16 protein-coding genes are annotated in these 18,356 nt (G+C 65.6%); 10 read left to right on the plus strand and 6 right to left on the minus strand.

Translation table 11 applies throughout. The features are described from left to right. Positions 1–17: 17 nt before the first annotated feature. From G452_RS0100565 to tpx, 10 genes are all read left to right on the plus strand, one after another. Positions 18–347 carry an STAS domain-containing protein gene (locus G452_RS0100565; RefSeq protein ID WP_022660314.1) on the plus strand — a complete coding sequence of 110 codons (330 nt, stop codon included), beginning with the start codon at positions 18–20 and terminating at the stop codon, positions 345–347. A 6-nt stretch (positions 348–353) separates the two neighbouring features. Next, the gene (locus tag G452_RS0100570; RefSeq protein WP_022660315.1) at positions 354–773 is read left to right on the plus strand and encodes an ATP-binding protein; all 420 of its coding nucleotides are present in this window, start codon (positions 354–356) and stop codon (positions 771–773) included. A 48-nt stretch (positions 774–821) separates the two neighbouring features. Next, positions 822–2,486, plus strand: coding sequence for a Na/Pi cotransporter family protein (locus G452_RS0100575; protein WP_022660316.1), 1,665 nt, complete (start codon positions 822–824; stop codon positions 2,484–2,486). Then, entirely contained in the window at positions 2,483–3,817 is a 1,335-nt protein-coding gene (locus tag G452_RS17445) for an ATP-binding protein (protein ID WP_155887439.1), read from the plus strand. The genes G452_RS0100575 and G452_RS17445 overlap by 4 nt, the downstream gene beginning before the upstream one ends. Further along, positions 3,798–4,913, plus strand: coding sequence for a histidinol-phosphate transaminase (gene hisC / locus G452_RS0100585; RefSeq protein ID WP_022660318.1), 1,116 nt, complete (start codon positions 3,798–3,800; stop codon positions 4,911–4,913). Before G452_RS17445 ends, hisC begins: the two co-directional genes overlap by 20 nt. Before the next feature lie 147 nt (positions 4,914–5,060). Then, positions 5,061–6,569: a sensor domain-containing diguanylate cyclase gene (locus tag G452_RS17450; protein ID WP_022660319.1), complete on the plus strand. Its 1,509-nt coding sequence runs from the start codon at positions 5,061–5,063 to the stop codon at positions 6,567–6,569. 35 nt (positions 6,570–6,604) lie between these two features. Further along, positions 6,605–7,489 (plus strand): PhzF family phenazine biosynthesis protein, encoded by an 885-nt coding sequence (locus tag G452_RS0100595; protein ID WP_022660320.1) that lies wholly within the window; start codon positions 6,605–6,607, stop codon positions 7,487–7,489. 32 nt (positions 7,490–7,521) lie between these two features. Next, positions 7,522–8,274, plus strand: coding sequence for a substrate-binding periplasmic protein (locus G452_RS0100600; RefSeq protein WP_162141257.1), 753 nt, complete (start codon positions 7,522–7,524; stop codon positions 8,272–8,274). A gap of 171 nt (positions 8,275–8,445) precedes the next feature. Beyond that, the gene (locus tag G452_RS0100605; protein ID WP_155887441.1) at positions 8,446–9,114 is read left to right on the plus strand and encodes a hypothetical protein; all 669 of its coding nucleotides are present in this window, start codon (positions 8,446–8,448) and stop codon (positions 9,112–9,114) included. 144 nt (positions 9,115–9,258) lie between these two features. Further along, positions 9,259–9,774 (plus strand): thiol peroxidase, encoded by a 516-nt coding sequence (tpx, locus tag G452_RS0100610; RefSeq protein WP_022660323.1) that lies wholly within the window; start codon positions 9,259–9,261, stop codon positions 9,772–9,774. 228 nt (positions 9,775–10,002) lie between these two features. Here tpx and G452_RS0100615 read toward each other — a convergent pair whose 3' ends face one another. The 6 genes from G452_RS0100615 to G452_RS0100645 form a co-directional block, all read right to left on the minus strand. Then, complete coding sequence (locus G452_RS0100615) at positions 10,003–11,655, minus strand: FmdE family protein (RefSeq protein WP_022660324.1); 1,653 nt, start codon at positions 11,653–11,655, stop codon at positions 10,003–10,005. After that, on the minus strand, positions 11,621–12,508 hold the full coding sequence (locus G452_RS17455) for a formate dehydrogenase accessory sulfurtransferase FdhD (RefSeq protein WP_022660325.1): 888 nt from the start codon (positions 12,506–12,508) through the stop codon (positions 11,621–11,623). The genes G452_RS0100615 and G452_RS17455 overlap by 35 nt, the downstream gene beginning before the upstream one ends. 53 nt (positions 12,509–12,561) lie before the next feature. Then, positions 12,562–13,473, minus strand: a complete 912-nt coding sequence (locus G452_RS0100625) for a formate dehydrogenase accessory protein FdhE (protein WP_022660326.1) — start codon at positions 13,471–13,473, stop codon at positions 12,562–12,564. 389 nt (positions 13,474–13,862) lie between these two features. After that, complete coding sequence (locus tag G452_RS0100630) at positions 13,863–14,609, minus strand: 4Fe-4S dicluster domain-containing protein (RefSeq protein WP_022660327.1); 747 nt, start codon at positions 14,607–14,609, stop codon at positions 13,863–13,865. A 49-nt stretch (positions 14,610–14,658) separates the two neighbouring features. After that, on the minus strand, positions 14,659–17,700 hold the full coding sequence (gene fdnG / locus G452_RS0100635) for a formate dehydrogenase-N subunit alpha (RefSeq protein WP_081650407.1): 3,042 nt from the start codon (positions 17,698–17,700) through the stop codon (positions 14,659–14,661). Positions 17,701–17,830: 130 nt separating this feature from the next. Then, a complete protein-coding gene (locus tag G452_RS0100645) occupies positions 17,831–18,247 on the minus strand; it encodes a winged helix-turn-helix domain-containing protein (protein WP_022660328.1) in 417 nt (138 codons plus the stop codon). Between the last annotated feature and the right edge of the window lie 109 nt (positions 18,248–18,356).

An 18,356-nucleotide genomic window follows, 5' to 3' on the forward strand; every position in this document is an offset into this window, starting at 1 on the left:
GGATCAAGGAGATGGATATGGAGTTCAAGAGCGAGAAGCTGGGCGATTACGTTGTGCTGAGCGTTGCCGGACGCATGGACGCGCTGACCGCCGGGGAGTTCGAGAAGCAGTGCTGCCAGTGCATGGATGCCGGGGACGCCAAGATCGTGGCGGACATGGGCGGCGTGGACTACATCAGCTCCGCGGGCCTGCGCAGCATTCTTTCCGCGGCCAAGAAGCTCCGGGGCTCCCAGGGCGAAATCCGCTTCTGCGGCCTGAGCGGCATGGTCAACGACGTGTTCACGGTTTCCGGCTTCGCGGCCATGTTCAAGATCTTCGACACCGCAGCGGACGCGACCAAGGCCTAGCCGCGCATGGCCGAAACCCTGCGTCTTCAGGCCGAGATGGCCAATCTCGAAGCCTTCCTGGGCTTCGCCCTGGAACAGGCGGACGCGCTCGGCGCGCCTCCGGCTCTCGGCGGCAAGCTCCAGCTCGTGCTGGAGGAGCTGCTGGTCAACGTCTTTCACTATGCCTACGGCGACGGGGAGGGCGACGCGGAGCTGGAATGCCGCACCGAGGGAGCCGCCGGGGAGCAGCGCCGCTTCTGCGTGGTTCTCCGCGACTGGGGCGCTCCCTTCGACCCGCTGGCCAAGGAGGCTCCCGACACCAGCGCCGACGTGGACGAGCGGCCCATCGGCGGGCTGGGCATCCTGCTTGCCGTGCAGATGTCCGACCGCATCGGCTACGCGCGCAAGCAGGACGCCAACGTGCTCACCGCCTGCTTCAACATCTGAACGGGACGTCGCGGGACGCCGTTCCGCATCCGCAATGACGGGGACAGTATGCTGACGGAAATAACGGGTCCGCTGCTGGGGGGCATCGGCATTTTCTTCGTGGGCGCGACCATGCTCGGAAGCAACCTGAAGATGATGACCACGCGCAGGCTGCGCATGCTCTTCGCACGATTCACGAGCAGGGACTGGCAGTCCGCCCTGCTGGGGCTGGCTTCGGGGATGATCACCCAGAGCACGTCCGTGGCCGCGTTCATCGTGGCCGGGCTTTCGGCCAGCGGGCTGATGCGCGTGCGCAACGCCCTGCCCGTGGTCTTCTGGGCCAACGCGGGCTGCTCCCTGCTGGTCATCGTGGCGGTCATGGACATCCGCTATCTGGTGTTCCTGCTGCTCTTCGTCTCCGGCGTGAGCGTGGCCTTCGAGAAACCCTACGCCCTGCGTTTTCTGGCCCGCGCCCTGTTCGGCGTGGGCATGCTTTTTTTCGGGCTCCAGCTCATCAAGCAGGGCGCCTCGCCCCTGGCCGAAATGCCCTGGGTGCGCGAGGTGCTGGCCTCGTCCCACGGCTCGACCCTGCTGGCCTTCGCTCTGGGCGCGGTCATGACGGTGATCACCCAGACGGCCCTGGGCGTGATCCTCATCGCCATGACCATGACCAAGTCCGGCCTGTTCACGGTGGAGCAGTCCTTCATGCTCGTGTACGGCGTGCATATCGGCTCCAGCGTCGTGACCTGGATCCTCGCCGCGGGCCTGCGCGGCACCTCCAAGCAGCTGGTCATGGCCCAGGCCGTGTTCAACGTTCTGGGCACGCTGCTCATGGTCGCGCTCTTCTACGCGGAAACGGTTTTCCGCGTTCCCCTGGTCATCGCGGGCGTGACCTCGCTCAGCCCGGTGCTCGACCAGCAGGTCGCCTACCTCGTGGTCCTTTTCAACTTCACCGTGCCCGTGGTCAGCCAGTTTCTCTACGCGCCGCTGGTGCGCGTGCTGGAGCGCTTCTGGCCGCCCACCAGCGAGGAGTCCCTGGCCCAGATCCGGTTCATCAAGGACCATACCCTGGACGTGCCCGAAGCGGCGCTGCTCCTGGTGGAAAAGGAGCAGATGCGGCTGGTGGAGCGCCTGCCCGCGTATGTCGCCCGCGCGCGGCACAAGGCCGGGCTGGACGGCGGCGCGGCCATGCCCGAGGCGTCCCGCGCCGAATCCCTGGCTTCCTACCATGCGGCCTTCGAGGCCATCAGCAAGGAGATCGGGCATACCCTGGGCGGCATTTCCGGACGCGACCTCGACGAAACGGCCAGCGCCCGGCTGCTGGCGCTGCTGAACCTGCACGAACTGGTGGTGGCCCTGGAGGAGAACGTCACGGCGTTTTGCCGGGCCGTGGCCGAATCCGCGGGGCCGGGGGCGTCCGAGCCGCTGCGGCGCTTCGCTTCGGTCCTGCTCGAAAGCCAGGAGTTCCTGCTCATGCAGACGGCGGACGCCCTGGCCGGAGGCGAACCCGAGGAACTGGCCCTGCTCGCGGCGCTGACCTCGGACAGCGGCGGCATGGTCGAGAAGGTCCGCAAGCAGTATCTCGACGCGGAACAGGGACTCGGCTTCCAGGACAAGGCCCTGCTGCACCGGAATTCGGGCCTGTTTGAGCGCAGCGCCTGGCTCGTGAACCGGCTGGGTTCGGTTCTCGGCCAGGGCGAAACAGGCCGGACGAAACTCCAGGAGGCGACGTGATGCGAGCGGACGCGCGAACTCCCTCGGCGGGAGCGGAAGAGCAGGCCGCGGCGGTCCTGACGCTGAACGCTTCGGCGCAATGGATTCCCACGGCCCAGGCCGTGGCCGAGAACGGGGCCAAGGCGCTGGGGCTGCCGCAGGAAAAGGCCCTGGTCCTGACCATGGCCGTGGAGGAGGTCGTCGCGCATCTGGCTCTGGCCGCACCGGACGAGCGGCTGGAAATGCGCCTCTTGCCGGAAAGCACGGGCGTGGCCGTGGAATTTCTCTTTCGCGCGGACGCGGCGGACCTTTCGGCCCTGAACGTCACGGGCGGTCCGGATTCCGGGGATTTCATGGAAGGCATGGGCCTTTTGCTCGCCTCCCGGCTGACGGATTCCTTCAGCATCGCCGCGGAAGGAAGGCTGATCCGGCTGCGGCTGCGGCTGGACAGGCCCTATGCCGAGGCCGCTCCGGACGGGGCGGCGCGCCGCGAGCCGCAAGGAGCCGCGCGCATGGTCCCGGACCCGGAGCCGAGCCTGCTGCGCGCGGCCTGCGTCCAGGCCCTGGGCCTCTATCCCGACCATGAGCTGGCCTCCTGGCTGCGCACGCCGGGCAAGGTCGCGGACATGGTCGCGGGCGGGACGCTGGAATGCGCCGTGTCCGCGGACGAGGCGGGCGGGCTTTGCGGCGTGCTCTTCTGGCACCGGCCCTCGTCGCAGAGCGTGGCCTTTTTCGGGCCGTACGATTTCACCCCGGACAGGGAGGCGGCCGGCCCGCTGACGCGGGAGATGATCCGCCGCGTGGCGCGCAGCAGCGCCCTGGGCGTGTTCAGCGAGATCGCTTCCTCGGACCTGCCCGAAGAGGAGTTCGAGCGGCTGGCGATCGTTCCGGCCTGCGGCGCGGACGGCGCCTGCCTGGAGCGCACTGCCTGGTACCGCCACCTGCGCGAGGACACGGGCGGCGTGGTCTGGGCGCACCCGTCCATGCGCCATTTCCTGGAACACGCCTATGGCGACCTCGTGCTCATGCGCGAGATCCGCGAGGTGGAGGAGCCCGAAGGGCGCAGGCCGGAGCGTTCCGTCTTCGCCGCGCGTCTGCGCCGCGACATTTCCGAGGCCGTGCTCACGCCCATGCTCGACGGCAAGGACGCCGCCGAGAACCTGCGGCGGCACGTGCATGCCCTCAGCGGCGAGGGGCTGCGCAACATCTTCGTTCACCTGGACCTGGCTTCCGGCTGGCGCGCGGCCCTGGCCGGACCACTCCTGAACTGCGGATTCCAAGCCCGCCTCGTGCTGCCCCACGCCGGGCAGGCCGACGTGGCCGTGTTGCAATATGACGAACTTCTCGCTTGAGCGGCTTGTCCCGGCCCATATCCAGCGCTTCGAGCCGTATTATCCGAGCAAGCCGGACCCGGAGCTGATGCGCGCCTACGGCGTCGAGCATCTGCACCGCCTGAACAACAACGAGAACGCCCTGGGGCCTGCTCCCGGCCCCGCGGCCGTGGTGGCGGGCTTTCCCTCGGACCTGGCTCCGGTCTATCCCAACGGAGATTGCCACTACCTGCGCGCGGCCCTGGCCCGCAAATTCGGAAAGCATCCGGACCAATTTCTCGTGGGCAACGGCTCCTGCGAGGTCATCTCCAGCGTGATCAAGGCCTTCTGCGAGGAGGGCGACAACATCGTCACGGCGGACCGGACCTTCGCGGTCTATGAATGGGTCGCGGAATTCTCCGGATACGAGGCCCGGCTGATCCCTCTGCGCGGCTACGGCTTCGACTCCGAAGCCATGCTGGCGGCCATGGACGAGCGGACCAAGATCCTTTTCGTCTGCAACCCGAACAACCCCACGGGAACCTATTGGGACCGGGCGACCATGGAGGACTTTCTGGAGCGGGTCGCGGGCCGGGCCGTGGTGGTCGTGGACGAAGCCTACTTCGAGTACGTGGACCGTCCCGATTTTCCCGACGGCATGGACCTCCTGGAGCGGCACCCCAACGTGGTCGTCTTCCGGACCTTTTCCAAGATGTACGCCCTGGCCGCGCTGCGCGTGGGCTATCTCTGCGGTTCGGCCGAAGTGGTGGACATGGTCCGGCGCGCGCACATCGTCTATTCCGTGAACGCCCTGGCCCAGGCCGCGGCCGCGGCCGCCCTGGAGGACGACGCCGGGCACATCGCGGCCACGCGGCGCATGGTGGCCGAGGCCCGCGCCCTGCTCGAAGCCTGTTTCGACGACCTGGGCTTCGAATACGTCAGCGGCGAGGGCAACTACATCATGGTCCGCACCCCCATGCCGGACACGCTGCTCTACCGCAGGCTGATGAAGCACGGGGTCATGGTCCGGACCATGACGGGGTTTCGTTTTCCGGGATGGATACGGGTCAGTCTTGTCCAGCTTCCGGCCATGCGGGCGTTTTGCGAGGCGTTCCGTTCCGTTTTCGATGGAAAATGACGGCATGGACAAGGCGATGCCGCGCCTGCGACCGGGAAGGCCGCCTTCCGGAAGGTTTTCAGCGCCGTCGGTCATTTGACCCCGCTTCGGCACTGGGCTAAAAATAGACCCGCCTATCCGCTCCAAACCACATACCGCAGAGAGCCGATGCCCAGCGCCACGCACCAACGCATATCCTCCGCAGAACTGCTCAACGCCGTGGCCTCCGGCGCCGAGGAGCTGCTCTCGGAGCAGGGCTGGCCCGACGGGGTGAACACCCTGCTGGCGGGGCTCGGCAAGGTCACGGGAGTGAGCCGCGTCTGGATTTTCCAGAAGATCGAGCTGCGGGACAACTACATCGTCCAGGACTACGTCTTCGAGTGGGCCTCGCATCCGCGCCACGTCCAGCTCGGCATGGCCATGTTCAGCATGTTCCGCACCGAGCGCAATAACCCCGAATACGACGAATTGATCCAAAGCCGGTTGCGCGGCGAGCACCAGGTCGTGATGACGAACGCGCTGCCCCGCTGCTGGCTGCGCGCCAACCAGCGCAAGCAGAACATCCTCTCCATGCTGACCTTGCCGATCATGGTGGACGGCGAGTGGTGGGGCATCCTGGGGTTCGACGACTGCGAGCGCGAGTACGAGTGGTCCGAAACCGAGGTCGCCCTCTTGCGCACGGCGGCCAGCCTGATCTCCGGGGCCATCGTCCGCAGCCGCCTCAGCGCCCGCGTGAAGCAGTTCAACATCCTGCGCAAGCTGACGGACAGCGCGGCCTGGGCCATTGACCTGCGCCGCGGCCGGATGTGGTGTTCGGGCGAGCTGGCGGGGCGCAAGGGCGTGGGGCCGGAAGGCTGCTACTTCACCATGCGCGGGGCCTTGCGCGAAGTGCATCCCGCCGACCGGGCCGGGCTTCTGGAATCCATACGCGGGGCCATGCGCGACGGGAAGGGACCGTTGCGCTGCGACCTGCGCGTGCGCATGAGCGACGGCAACTACCGCTGGGTGGAGCTGATCGGCGAAGTCGTCCTGGACAGCGATTCGAGGCCGCTGCAACTGTCCGGCATCGCCGTGGACATCCGCCACCGCAAGCGCACGGAGCGGCATCTGCGCAGGCAGGCGGTGACGGATCCCCTCACGGGAACCAACAACCGGCGCACCTTCATGGAAGAGCTGGACTACTGCTTCGCGCGTGCGGCGGAGGAAGGGCGGCCTCTTTCCATGCTGGTCATGGACCTGGACCATTTCAAGCGCATCAACGACACCTGGGGGCATCCCGCCGGAGACGCCGCGCTGAGGATGTTCGCGGAATATTGCCGCCAGAGTCTGCGCGAGGGCGACCTGCTGGCGCGCATCGGCGGCGAGGAATTCGCCGTGCTCCTGCCGGACACCGAGGCGGAAAGTGCCGTGGCCGCCGGGGAGCGCATCCGGCGCTCGGTCTGCAAAGGCCCGGTGGACGCGGGAGGCGTTTGCGTGCCCCTGACCGTGAGCCTGGGCTGCGCCACGTTCCCGGACGATTTTCCGGAAGGCCATGCCGCGACTCCCTCGGAGCGCAAGGGGGAGGAGCTCTTCGCCCTTGCGGACGGGGCCTTGTACGAAGCCAAGCGGAGCGGGCGCAATCGCCTCATGCGCGCCGCGAATTTCAAGGATCAAGCCTGGACGGAGCGCAGCGCCTGAAGCCCGCCACCAGGCCAAGGACCGAAGGAGTGCACATGCTGGCCGATGAAATTTCCGGCCTGGAATATCGACTGGCGGACGTGTTCGCCGTGGGACCGCTTTCCGGAAACGGCTTGGCCGTGTTCTTCGACTGCGCGGAACTGAGCAGCGAAACCATGCAGGCCCTGACGCGCGAGATGCGCCAGTTCGAGTCCATCTTCCTCATGCCGGGCAGCGGCCCCCGGAACGTCCGGGCGCGGCTCTTCACCATGGAAGAGGAGCTGGATTTCGCCGGGCATCCCGTGCTCGGCGCGGCCTGCGCCCTGCACGCCCGCCTCGGCGGCCCGGACGAGCAGGACTGGACCCTGGAGCTGAACGTCAAAAGCGTGCCCGTGATCACCCGCAGGAACGGCGACGCCTTCGAGGCGGAGATGGATCAGGGCGTGGCGGAAATCGCCCCCCCCCTGACGCCGGAACAGGCGGCTCCCTTTCTGAAGGCCATGAACATCGGCCACGCGGATCTGGCTCCGGGCCTGCCTGCGCAGGTCGTCTCCACGGGCCTGCCGTACCTGATCCTGCCTGTTTCCGGCGGGTTGGAGCGAATTCGCCAGGCGCATGAGCATTTCGAGGAACTGCTCGCGAAGATCGGCGCGAAGTTCGCCTACGTGCTGGACGCGGCAGGGCTGGAAGGGCGCACCTGGGACAACGCGGGCCTGGTGGAGGACGTGGCCACGGGCAGCGCGGCCGGACCCGTGGGGGCCTATCTCGCGGCGCATGGCCGGATTGCGCCCGGCAGGGAATTCACCCTGCGGCAAGGTCGTTTCGCCCATCGGCCGAGCGAGCTGCGCGTCGTCGCGGACAAGCGCGGGGACGGCTGGGCGGTTCGGGTTTCCGGCAGCGTGGTCATGGTGGCGTCGGGACGCTTCGACAAGCGCGGATGAGACCGGGGAGAGCGGTAAATGGGGGCATGGAAATGAGGATCGGGAAAACGTTGCTGCTCCTGCTGGTCGTCTGCTCCTGCTGCCCGGCAGCCGCTCGGGCCGGGGACGCCGCGCTCGACGTGGCCTACATCGAGTATCCGCCCTACTACTATACCGCACCGGACGGCTCGCCCGACGGTTTTCTGCTGTTTCGCGGGGAGAGGATCTTCCGGGAGGCCGGAGTGTCGCCCCGGTTTCAATCCATGCCCGCCCAGCGCATCCTGGAGCTCATCCGCTCCGGGGAGCGGCTCTGCTCCCTGGGCTGGTTTTCCACTCCGGAGCGCCGGAGCTACGCGCGCTACACCCGTCCCATCTATCGGGGCCGCCCGTTGGCCGTGGTCGCGCTCGGCTCCAACGGCTCCCGCATCCGCCATCCGGGAAGCCTGCGCGCGCTTCTGAAAGACCGCAGCATGCGCATCGGGCTGATCGACGGCCACTCCGAAGGAAACGAAGTGGACGAGATGATCCGGGAAACCGGGCCTTCCGTCGTGCGCATCACGGGCAGCGAGGCGCAGCGGCTGCAAATGCTCGCGCTGGGGCGCGTGGACTACCTTCTCCAGGCTCCGGAAGAGCTGGAATCGCTGGCGCGATCGGCGGGATTGGATCCAGCGCTGTTCGTTCTCGTCGACATGCCGGACATCCCCCCGGGCAACCTCCGCTACATCATCTGCGGCAAGGCCGTTTCCTCCGAGCAGATCCAGCGGCTCGACGATGCGATTTTGAAGCTTTTCGACGAACTTCGCTGACTTCTTTGGCCGGGCACCGCGTTTTGCGTGCCATGTCGAGGCGATGAAGAACGCCGGAGAATTTTGTTTCGAAATACTACCTTTGTCTGATTGACTTGCTATTTCTATAAAGAAGTGTATGCTCACATCGTCGGAGCAGTACCGTCTTCGACAGGACAAGGGGGGAATCCTATGAGAAAGCTGATTATTCTTGCCAGTACAGCGGTGATGGTCCTTTGGGCCGCGGCGTCTTTCGCCACGCCGTTCAGCATCACCTATACGGCCGACAACGCCCTGACCGACTTCACCTTCAGCGTGGACGGCGGCGCGGCCGCTTCGGTTCCCGGCTTCGTGGACGAAGGCGCTTACGGCGATTGGAAGAACGCCGCGTCCCTGAGCTTCAACATGGCCAAGGGCAGCACCTACCAGCTGGTCTGGCGGGTGCAGAACTACGGCGGCGCGCCCGGCACGGGCGGCAACAACCCCATGGCCTTCCTGGCGGACGTTTCCGGGCTGTTCGGCAGCGCCGTGACCTCGGCCTCCTGGGAAGTGGCCCTCGACGTCGGCGGCAAGACTCCCGGCGCGTGGCAGTCCGCCACGGAATACGCCCTGAACAGCGGCGCGTGGCTCACCGGAGCCAGCGGCGACAGCATCTGGTACACGGCCAACAGCGGTTCCATTGCGGGCATTTCCGGCGACGCCAGGTGGATCGGCTTTGACGCGTACCCCGGCTCGCCGAGTTCCGACGGCATGTTCGTCCGCCTGACCTACACGGCGACTCCGCTGCCCGCAGCGGTCTGGCTGCTCGGCGGCGGATTGATCAGCCTGCTGGGCTTCCGCAGAATGTCCCGGAACAGCTGAGTTTCGCCAAACCTCGCTTTCGTGAGCGGAGCCTTCGGGCTCCGCTTTTTTTTGCGTTTTGGGTCAGGTCGGAGCGCTGCGGGCTGTACAAAAATCCAGAAAAGATTATCATTCCTTTTCCATTCATAACCAAGGAGAACAGCCATGCAGGAAAGACAAGGCATAGTGACCATTCACGGCAACCCGCTGACCCTGGTGGGAACGGAACTCAAGGCAGGGGAAAAGGCCCCGGATTTCACCCTGCTCGACAACGACCTCGCCCCCAAGACCCTGGCGGATTACAAGGGCAAGACCCTGATCATCTCCAGCGTGCCCTCGCTGGATACGCCCGTATGCGACATGGAGACCCGGCGGTTCAACAAGGAGGCCGGGAGCCTCGGCGACGGCGTCACCGTGCTGACCGTGAGCATGGACCTGCCCTTCGCCCAGAAGCGCTGGTGCGGGGCTGCCGGGGCGGACAACGTCGTGACCCTCTCGGACCACAAGGACGCCTCCTTCGGCACGGCCTGGGGCGTGCTGCTCAAGGAACTGCGCCTGCTCGCGCGCTGCGTTTTCGTGATCGACAAGCAGGGCGTGATCCGTCTCGTGCATCTCGTGCCCGAGGTGACCAACGAGCCTGATTACGATGCGATCCTCAAGGTCGTGCGCGAAATAGCCTGAGCGCATTTCTTGCGAGTGCGACAACACGAAAAAGCCGGCGTCCGCGCCGGCTTTTTCGTGCCCAGCGCGGGCCACGGAAAACGCGGGATTGCTTTTCCGCCGCAGCACTCGCGAATGCACTCATGGCGGAGAGGTCGCCGGACGCAGAAAAGGGCAGGGCGCCGCATCGGTGCGGCGGGCCCTGCCCCTGAGTCGTCGGATTCCGCCGCAGTGACGGCGGTCAGGCCCCTACTTGCCGAAGGGGCACTTGGGGAAGGTGCAGGTCTTGCAGCCCAGGCAGTAGCCGCCTTCGGCCAGATCCGCGAGGTCGCGGCGGGTCAGTTCCTGCCCGGCCAAAAGGCGCGGCAGGAGCAGGTCCAGGCTGGTGGTCTTGTGGAACAGCGCGCAGGCGGGCACGCCCAGCACGGGCACGCCGCTTCCTTCGCGTTGCAGCCTGCCCACCAGGGTCATGGCGCCGGGCAGCACGGGCATGCCGTAGAACATGTCCGTCAGGCCGGCGTCCACCAGGCCTGCGCGGGTCACGTCGTCCGGGTCCACGGAAAGCCCTGCCGTGGTCACGATCATGTCGCAGCCTTCGTCCAGCAGTTCGCGCACTCCGGCGGTGATGGCGGCCCTGTCGTCCGGGGTGATGCGCGCGGCCGTGACCCTCGCGCCGAGGGCTTCGGCCTTGGAGCGGATCACCGGCTCGAACTTGTCCTGGATCAGCCCCTTGAAGACTTCGGTTCCGGTGACGAGCACGCCGATGGCCAGGTCGCGCAGGGGCAGAACCTCGAAGAGCGGGCGCTCGCCGAGCACGGCCAGGGCGCGGTTCAGGTTCTGGCGGGAAATGTAGAGCGGGATGGCCCGGCAGGCGGCGAATCCCTTGCCCTCTTCCACGAGCATGTCGCCTCGGCGCGAGGTGCACATCACGTCCGGCACGAGGTTGAAGGCCAGCAGGGCCTCGCGGTTGAGCGAGAGCAGGCCCCTGTATGCGGCCGTGAAATTCAGCTTGCCCTCGCTTGGCGCGTCGTCGAAGGTCACGCCCTTTCCGGCCATGCGTCTGGCAAAGGCGAGCACCGCGTCGTTTTCGTGGACCCAGTCCTCGCCGGGCAGGGCGTCCTCGGCCACGAAGACGCGGCTGCGGCCCATCTGGTGCAGGCGGCAGAGGTCGCCCACGCCGAAGGTCTGTCCGGCCTTGAATTCCGGCCCCTTGGACTTGCCGGGCTCGATGCGGGTCATGTCGTGCAGGGCGGTCTTGCCCACGGCCTCTTCCACGGGAATGGCCCGCAGGGGCGGCAGGGTGCGGTCGTCGCCGTCCCCGCCGGGCTCCTGCCAGGAGCCGAGATACGGGGCTTCGCCCTGGCAGCCGCGGCAGATGCCGCCGTCGCTGGCGGGGTAGGCCTCGTTGCAGCCCGGACAGACGCGGATTTCGCGCATGCCGTGCTTGTGCATGAACCGTTTGGGAATGGTCACGGGGTGCGTGGAGCAGATGGTGTGTCCGGCTGCCTCGATTTCGGCGAAAAGCCGGTCCGAGTCCTGTTCCTTCTTGGGCTTGAGCTTCAGGAACCAGGCCTTGATTTCCGGCCAGTCTTCCAGCAGGGCCGTATCCACGAAAACGCGGTGGCCTTCGCCGGTGTATTTGTCGTAGAGCGAAAGCGCGTAGCGTCCGAGGTTGACGACCTTCATCCAGCTGTTGCCCGTGGAGAGGGGCGTCAGGATCTGGACTGCGTCGGGCAGGCATTTGCCCGTCTCGACCACTGCTTCGAACAGGATGTCCTTGGGCAAGAGGCTGCGCGCGGCTTCGACCATGTAGCCGCCGATGAGCAGCCCCGGAGCTGGATAGCCGTGAAAATCTTTCGCTTTCTGCTTAAATTCCTCGAAGGTGTACGGTCCGATGTTCATGCGTTGGTTCCGATGCTTGGTTGGAGGATTGGTTTGCCAGCGACGCGAGGCGCCAGGGGTGCGTGTAGATGTTCATGCCGCGGCTGCGCAGCCTGCCGATGAGGGTTATGCCCCTGGCCGCGGCCAGTTCCACGGAGGAGCAGGTGGCCACGGAGAGTCCGGCCAGGACCGTGATCCCGGCCACGGCGGCCTTCATGGTCAGCTCCAGCGCCAGGCGGGAGGAGAGCAGCGCGATTTCCGTCCGGTGGAGCGCGCCGCGCAGCAAGGCCTCGCCGATGACCTTGTCGAAGGCGTTGTGCCGTCCGATGTCCTCGGCAAAGGCAAGCATGTCTCCCTGGCCGTCGAACAGGGCCGCTCCGTGCATGGCGCCGGTGACGCGGTAGATGCGCTGCCGGGCCTCGAAGGCCTCGCGCAGCCGGAAAATCCGTTCCGCTCCCAGGCCCATCTCCTGCTCGCCCGCCTCCATGCCCGGCGTCGCGGCGGCGACAAGCGAAAGCCTGCAAGGTTCCTGAGGCTTGATCGCGGCCTGGGCTCTGGTTCGCGAACCATACTCCGAAAAGTTGAGCGCATCAATATCTTCAGGCTTGCGGATCAGTCCGCGTGTGAACAGCGAGCCCACGACAAGCTGCATATCCTGTCCCGGAGTGCGGCTGAGCAGGATGGATTCGTGCCCGGACACGCAAATTTCGATTTCCTCTTCCACGCCGACGTTGTCCTGGACGACGGAGAGGCGACCGTCCTCGTAGCGGTGCAGGACGCGGAATTCCGTGCGCGGCTTGGGGGACGACGAAGGGACCGCCCGCCCTGTTTCCGATACGGTTGCTTGCGGAGCCGTGGTGTTTTTCGTGCTCATGGCCTTCCTCGGCGGGTGCGGACGGTTTTCGGGCCGATATGCTTCCGGGCCGCTTATCTCAAGGTGTTCCAGGTGTTCCCGGCCAGGGGGCGAAGCGACTTGCCCTGGGCCAGGATGTCGAGGTGCAGGAGTCCGAGGGGCACGGTGTCCAGCGCGGGCGGAGTGTCATACTCGCGCAGGTCGATGCAGAGGCTGTAGCTCTTGCAGTAGTGGCAGGCCTCAATGCGTTCGCGCGGGGCATCCTCGGCGAAAAGCAGCTCGCGCTTCTCCGTTTCGGCCGTGCCGCAACTGGGGCAGGCGTCGCGGCGCACGCGCCAGTCGTGGCCGCAAAGGCCGCAATGCAGGTATTTGCGGCCGCCTCCGCTGACGAGCTGATCGGTGTGCGCGGGTTCGCGCAGGGAGAGGTAGGCGAAGGCGGGCAGGGAGCCGCAGACCGGGCATACGGACTGGGTCCAGTCGCCCCAGCCCGAACCTTCCTCCACGTGGGCTGCCACGGCGGAAAGCACCGGAGCGAGGATGTTTTCCAGCACGAAGCCGAGGGAAGGAACAGGCAGGTTCATGGCTTTGGCCGCGCGGCGCATGGATTCCTCGTCCCCTTCCAGGCGCAGCAGCGCCATCTTGGTCAGATCGGAATCTTCCTTGGCCAGATGGCCGCGCACGACCCCGGCCAGGTCCGATACGTTGAGGAGCTTGCCGAGCACGGGGAACAGTTCGTCCGCAGCCCGTTCCAGCAGAGAACTCCAGGAGCGCAGGTTGTTGCCGGCGAGCAGATGCACTCCCTGCTTTCTGGCCGTGGCCGTGTGGTCCGGGGGAGCGGAGCAGGCGGCCGCGAACTCGGACGCGATTTTTTCGCGGGTGCGCAGCAGCGGTCCGAAGAGGTCGATGATTTCGGCGTAGGCAGGGCGGTCCTTGCGCAGCGTTTCAAGGCTGGCTTCGACGGAGGCGGTGGTGAACGGGCGGGGCATCTCGATCCTTCCTGTTTCTGGTCGGGTTGCAGGGGAAGTCCCCTGAATCTGGTGCGTTCCCTCGGACGCGACCGGAGCTGCTTGCGCGGTCCGGTCCGGATTGTCCGGCGGAGCAGCCGGGCCGGATCCGTTCGGGCCTTGCGCCGAGAGGGCGCGGCAAGGCCTGGTTATTATGCCTATTCCGGCATGATTATGAGTATGCCACAAGCTGGCGAGGCGCAATAGGCGCTCATTTAGGCGAGGTTTGACACCTGAAAGCGGCCGCTCCGGGCGCTGAAGGCCGCGCAAATGCCGAAAGAAGGGATTTTCGGGCGAGCCTGCTTTCCGATGCGCGTCCCCTGGGGGCGCGGCCGCAAGGGCCGCGCCCGGCAGGGTTTCGACAGTCCGGCCTAGGCCAGTCTGTCGGCGATCCGCTTGAAGGGTCTGCCCAGCGCGGCCAGGAACTCCTTGCGGTCCAGGGGCCGCACCGGCGTGAGCGCGGCCACGGCGTAGTCGTGGTAGTTCTTGGGTTCGTCGATGAGCAGGAAGATCACGTTCACGTCTTCCGGGTCCGCGAGCATGGCCTGGGGGAAGCTCTGCTTCACCGTGGCCAGCCGCTCTTCTGCGAGCTTCAGCATGTCCGCGCGCTCCCCGAAGTTCATGGTCCCGGTGGGACAGGCCTTGACGCAGGCGGGCAGCATGCCCTTGAGCACGCGCTCGTTGCACATGGTGCACTTAGAGATCAGCCCGGTTTCCGCGTTGCGGCGCGGAATGTTGTAGGGGCAGGCGTCGCGGATGTCCTCGAAGTCCGATGCGCTGTACTTCCTGGTCTTGTCCGTAAAGATCACGGCGCCGGTCTTCTTGTCCTGGACGATGGCGTTTTCCACGGTCATGTCGCCGACCTGCTTGCAGGGCGGGGACACGCAGTGGCGGCACTGGTCCGGGAAGAAGTTCCAGCGGATCACTTCGCCGTCCAGGTGCTCGCTGAAGCGCACGAGCTTATAGTTGAAGGGGTTGAGATCCTGCGGGTTCTGGTGGCTCCCCCAACCGGACTGGGTGGTCTTGTTGGCGGGCAGCTCGTTCCATTCCTTGCAGGCGACCTGGCAACCCCGGCACGCCGTGCAGCGCGAGGTGTCGATCAGAAACGACTTCGGCATGGTGGTCTCCTTTCTGGACCGGGCGGGCAATGCCCGCCCGGGTCACACGTTAGCTTGCAAGCTCGGTGAGCTTGTCGGCCTTGCGGATGTTCACGCAGCAGGCCTTGTATTCCGGGATGGTGGTGTTCGGGTCGCCGACCGAGGGCGTGAGCCTGTTGGTCGAGTCGCCCGTACCGGGGGTGGTCCATCCGAAACAGAAAGGCATGCCGATTTCGTGAATGATCCTGCCGTGCACCTTGAGGGGACGCATGCGCACCGTGACCATGGCGAAGGCTTCCACGCGGCCGCGGATGCTCTCGATGATCACGCCTTCGCCGTTCTTGATGCCCTTTTCCTCGGCCAGTTCCGGGCTCAGTTCCACGTAGAGCTGGGGCTCGGTTTCCAGGAGGTTGGGCACGTTGCGGGTTTCGCCGCCGCCGCACCAGTGCTCCGTGACGTTGTAGGTCGTGAGCACGATGGGGTAGCGCGGGTCCGCCGGAGCCGCGAGCAGGTCCATGTCGCTGTTCACGGACTTGTAGCACGGGCTGCTGAGCTGCTTCGAGAACAGGTTGCTGTCCACCGGAGTCTCGACGGGCTCGTAGTGTTCGGAGAACGGTCCGTCCTGGCGTCCCGGCCCGAAGACCTGGCCGTAGCCGTGCTTGGACATGATGAAGGGGTTTCTGCCCTTGCCCGTGGACAGGGGCGGCCAGCCGCCGTCGGGCACGTCGCCGACCCACTTGCCGTCCTTCCATTCGATGACGGCCTTGGCCGGGTTGTACGGCTTGCCGTTTTCGTCCACGGAGGCGCGGTTGTAGAGGATGCGGCGGTTGACGGGCCAGGACCAGGACCAGTTCGGGTAGAGCCCGATGTTGGCCTGCATTTCGGTCTGCTCCGCGCTGCGGCGCTTGGACTTGTTCCCGTCTTCCTCGGTGTAGCTGCCCGCGTAGAGCCAGTTCAGGCTGGCGGTGGAGCCGTCGTCCGCCAGCGCCGTGAACGAGGGCACCTGCTGTCCGGCCTTGTAGAGCTTGTCCTTCACCATGGTGTCCTTGGTGAAGTGGCCGTTGATGCGCTTGCAGACGTCGTCCGGGTCGTAGGTCGCGGGCCAGTCGAGCTTGAGCACGGCTTCGGGCAGGGTTCCGCCTTCCTTCTTGTACAGGCCGCGGACGTTGTTGACGATGTCCACGAACATCTGGCCGAAGTTGCGGGCCTCGAACTGCGGCTTGATGGCCTGGTAGTGCCAGAGCAGCCAGCGGCCGGAGTTGGTCACGGAGCCTTCCTTCTCCAGGCGGTGGGCCGAAGGCAGCAGGAATACCTCGGTCTTGACCTTTTTCGGGTCCACGCCGGGTCGGCGCCAGTTGTCCGTGGTCTCGGAGTGGTGCAGTTCCGCGGTCACGAGCCAGTCCAGGTTGTCCAGGGCCTTGCGGATCTTGTTCGAGTTCGGCACCGAGTTCATGGGGTTCAGTCCGATGATGATGCCGCCCTTGATCTTGCCCTGATACATGCGGTCGAAGAGGAACATATAGGAATAGTCCTCGCCCTTTTCGATCTTGGGCAGCAGCTCGTAGCAGAAGCCGTTGTCCTTGGTGGCGTTCTCGCCGAACCAAGCCTTGAGCAGGCTGGCGAAGTACTTGGGCTTGTTTTGCCACCAGTTGGCCGAGAGCGGGTCGTGGCTGACCGGGGTGTTGGCCTTGTTGTAGTCCTCGAAGGTCTGCCAGCCGTTGTGCGGCATGGCCATGTATCCGGGGATGATGTGGTAGAGCAGGGTGTGGTCCGTGGAGCCCTGGACGTTGGGCTCGCCGCGCAGCGCGTTGATGCCGCCGCCGGCCACGCCGATGTTGCCGAGCAGGAGCTGGATGATGGCTGCGGAACGGATGTTCTGCACGCCCACGGTGTGCTGGGTCCAGCCCAGGGCGTACATGATGGTTCCGGCCTTGTCCGCCTTGCCCGTGGCCGCGAAGGCTTCGTACACGCGCCTGAGGTTCTTCTCGGATACGCCCGTGGTGGCGGAGACGTCCGCCAGGGTGTAGCGCGAGTAGTGCTTCTTCATCAGCTGGAACACGCAGCGGGGATTCTTCAGGCTGGCGTCGCGCACGGGCACGCCGTCCGCGTCCATCTCGAACTCCCACTTGCTCTTGTCGTAGAGCCGGGTCTTGGGGTCATACCCCGAGAACAGGCCGTCCTTGAAGTCGTAGCCCTTGCCCACGACCAGGGCCGCGTTGGTGTATTCGGCCACGTACTTCTTGAAGTAGGACTCGGTTTCGAGGATGTGGTGGATCATGCCGCCGAGAAAGGCGATGTCCGTGCCGGAGCGCAGGGGAACGTGGAAATCCGAGCGGGCCGAGGTCCGCGAGAACTTCGGGTCCACGTGCATGACCACTGCGCCCTTGTCCTTGGCGCGCAGAACCCACTTGAAAGAGATTGGATGGTGCTCGGCAGCATTGCTGCCCATGATCAGGATGGCATCGGCATTCTTGATGTCGATCCAGTGATTCGTCATCGCGCCGCGTCCGAACGACTCTCCCAGAGCCGCAACAGTGGCGCTGTGTCAAATACGAGCCTGGTGGTCCATGTGGACGACGCCCAGGCCGCGCATGGCCTGGTGGGCGAGCGCGCATTCCTCGTTGTCCGCGTGGGACGTTCCGAGGAGGAACATGGATTCGAGGCGGTTGACCGTGTCGCCCTTTTCGTTCTTGAGGATCAGATCCTTGTCGCGGGTGTCCTTGACGCGCCTTGCGATGCGCTCCAGGGTCCACTCCCAGCTCTTCTCTTCCCACTTGTCGCTGAAGGGCGCGCGGTAGAGCGGCTTCTTCACGCGATGGTGGCTGGTGGTCATGGTGAACATGGCCGCGCCCTTGGCGCAGAGCGATCCCTCGTTGACGGGGTAGTCCGGGTCGCCTTCGGTGTTCACCAGCTTGCCGTCCTTCACGTAGCCGATGGCGTTGCAGCTCACCGAGCAGAACGGGCAGACCGTGAAGATTTCCTTGGCGCCGTCGATCTTGAGATCGGCGGCATACGCCTCCACCGGCGTGAGGTCCACGCCGAGCTGGACCAGCCCGAAGCCGGCAGCCCCGGCTCCGGCCAGCTTGAGGAAACTCCTCCGATTACATTGCATCAATGGCCTCCTTTGCTTGGCCCGTCAGCGATTTGCGGGCCGTATGGATAGACAGGGTCGATACTGGAGGCCAGGATACAATAAAATTCTTTTATTTCAACATGTTATATTTAACATGTTGGAAGCCGGACTACTTCCGCCCGGAGAATGGTTGCGTCTTTATCGGCAGGATATCGCAGCTTTTTTGGAAGGCGAAACTCTCCACGGCGCGGAACCATTCCTCGAAGCGTGCGGAAAGCGTTTCTCCGAACGGCGTGAGCCGATACCCGGAACGGCGGCAGCCATTTCTTTCAATGAGCTGCTCGCCGAGCAGTTCCTCTGTCTTCTTGATCTTGCCCCAGGCGCCCCGGTAGGACATGCCCAGGTTGGCCGCCGCGGCGGTCAGGGAGCCGCTGTTCCTGATCTCGCGCAGGAGCAGCAGCCGTCCCATGCCGAAGAGCACGCCGTCCGGCGATTCGAGCCAGAGATGCATGCGGATCACGGCGTTGCGGCTGGATGGGCGCTGCCGTCCCGTTGCGGCGGTTCTGTTCTGGTCGTCGTGGTCCATGCGTTCTCCGGCGGGGTGTGGGACCGTCCGTGCCCGGTGATCCGGATTGATTATGCTCAAAAAGACATGATTATGTCTAGGAGATGCTCCGGGGCGGGGCAACGGCCTT

It is taken from the genome of Paucidesulfovibrio longus DSM 6739 (assembly GCF_000420485.1).
GTDB classification, from domain to species: Bacteria; Desulfobacterota; Desulfovibrionia; order Desulfovibrionales; family Desulfovibrionaceae; genus Paucidesulfovibrio; species Paucidesulfovibrio longus.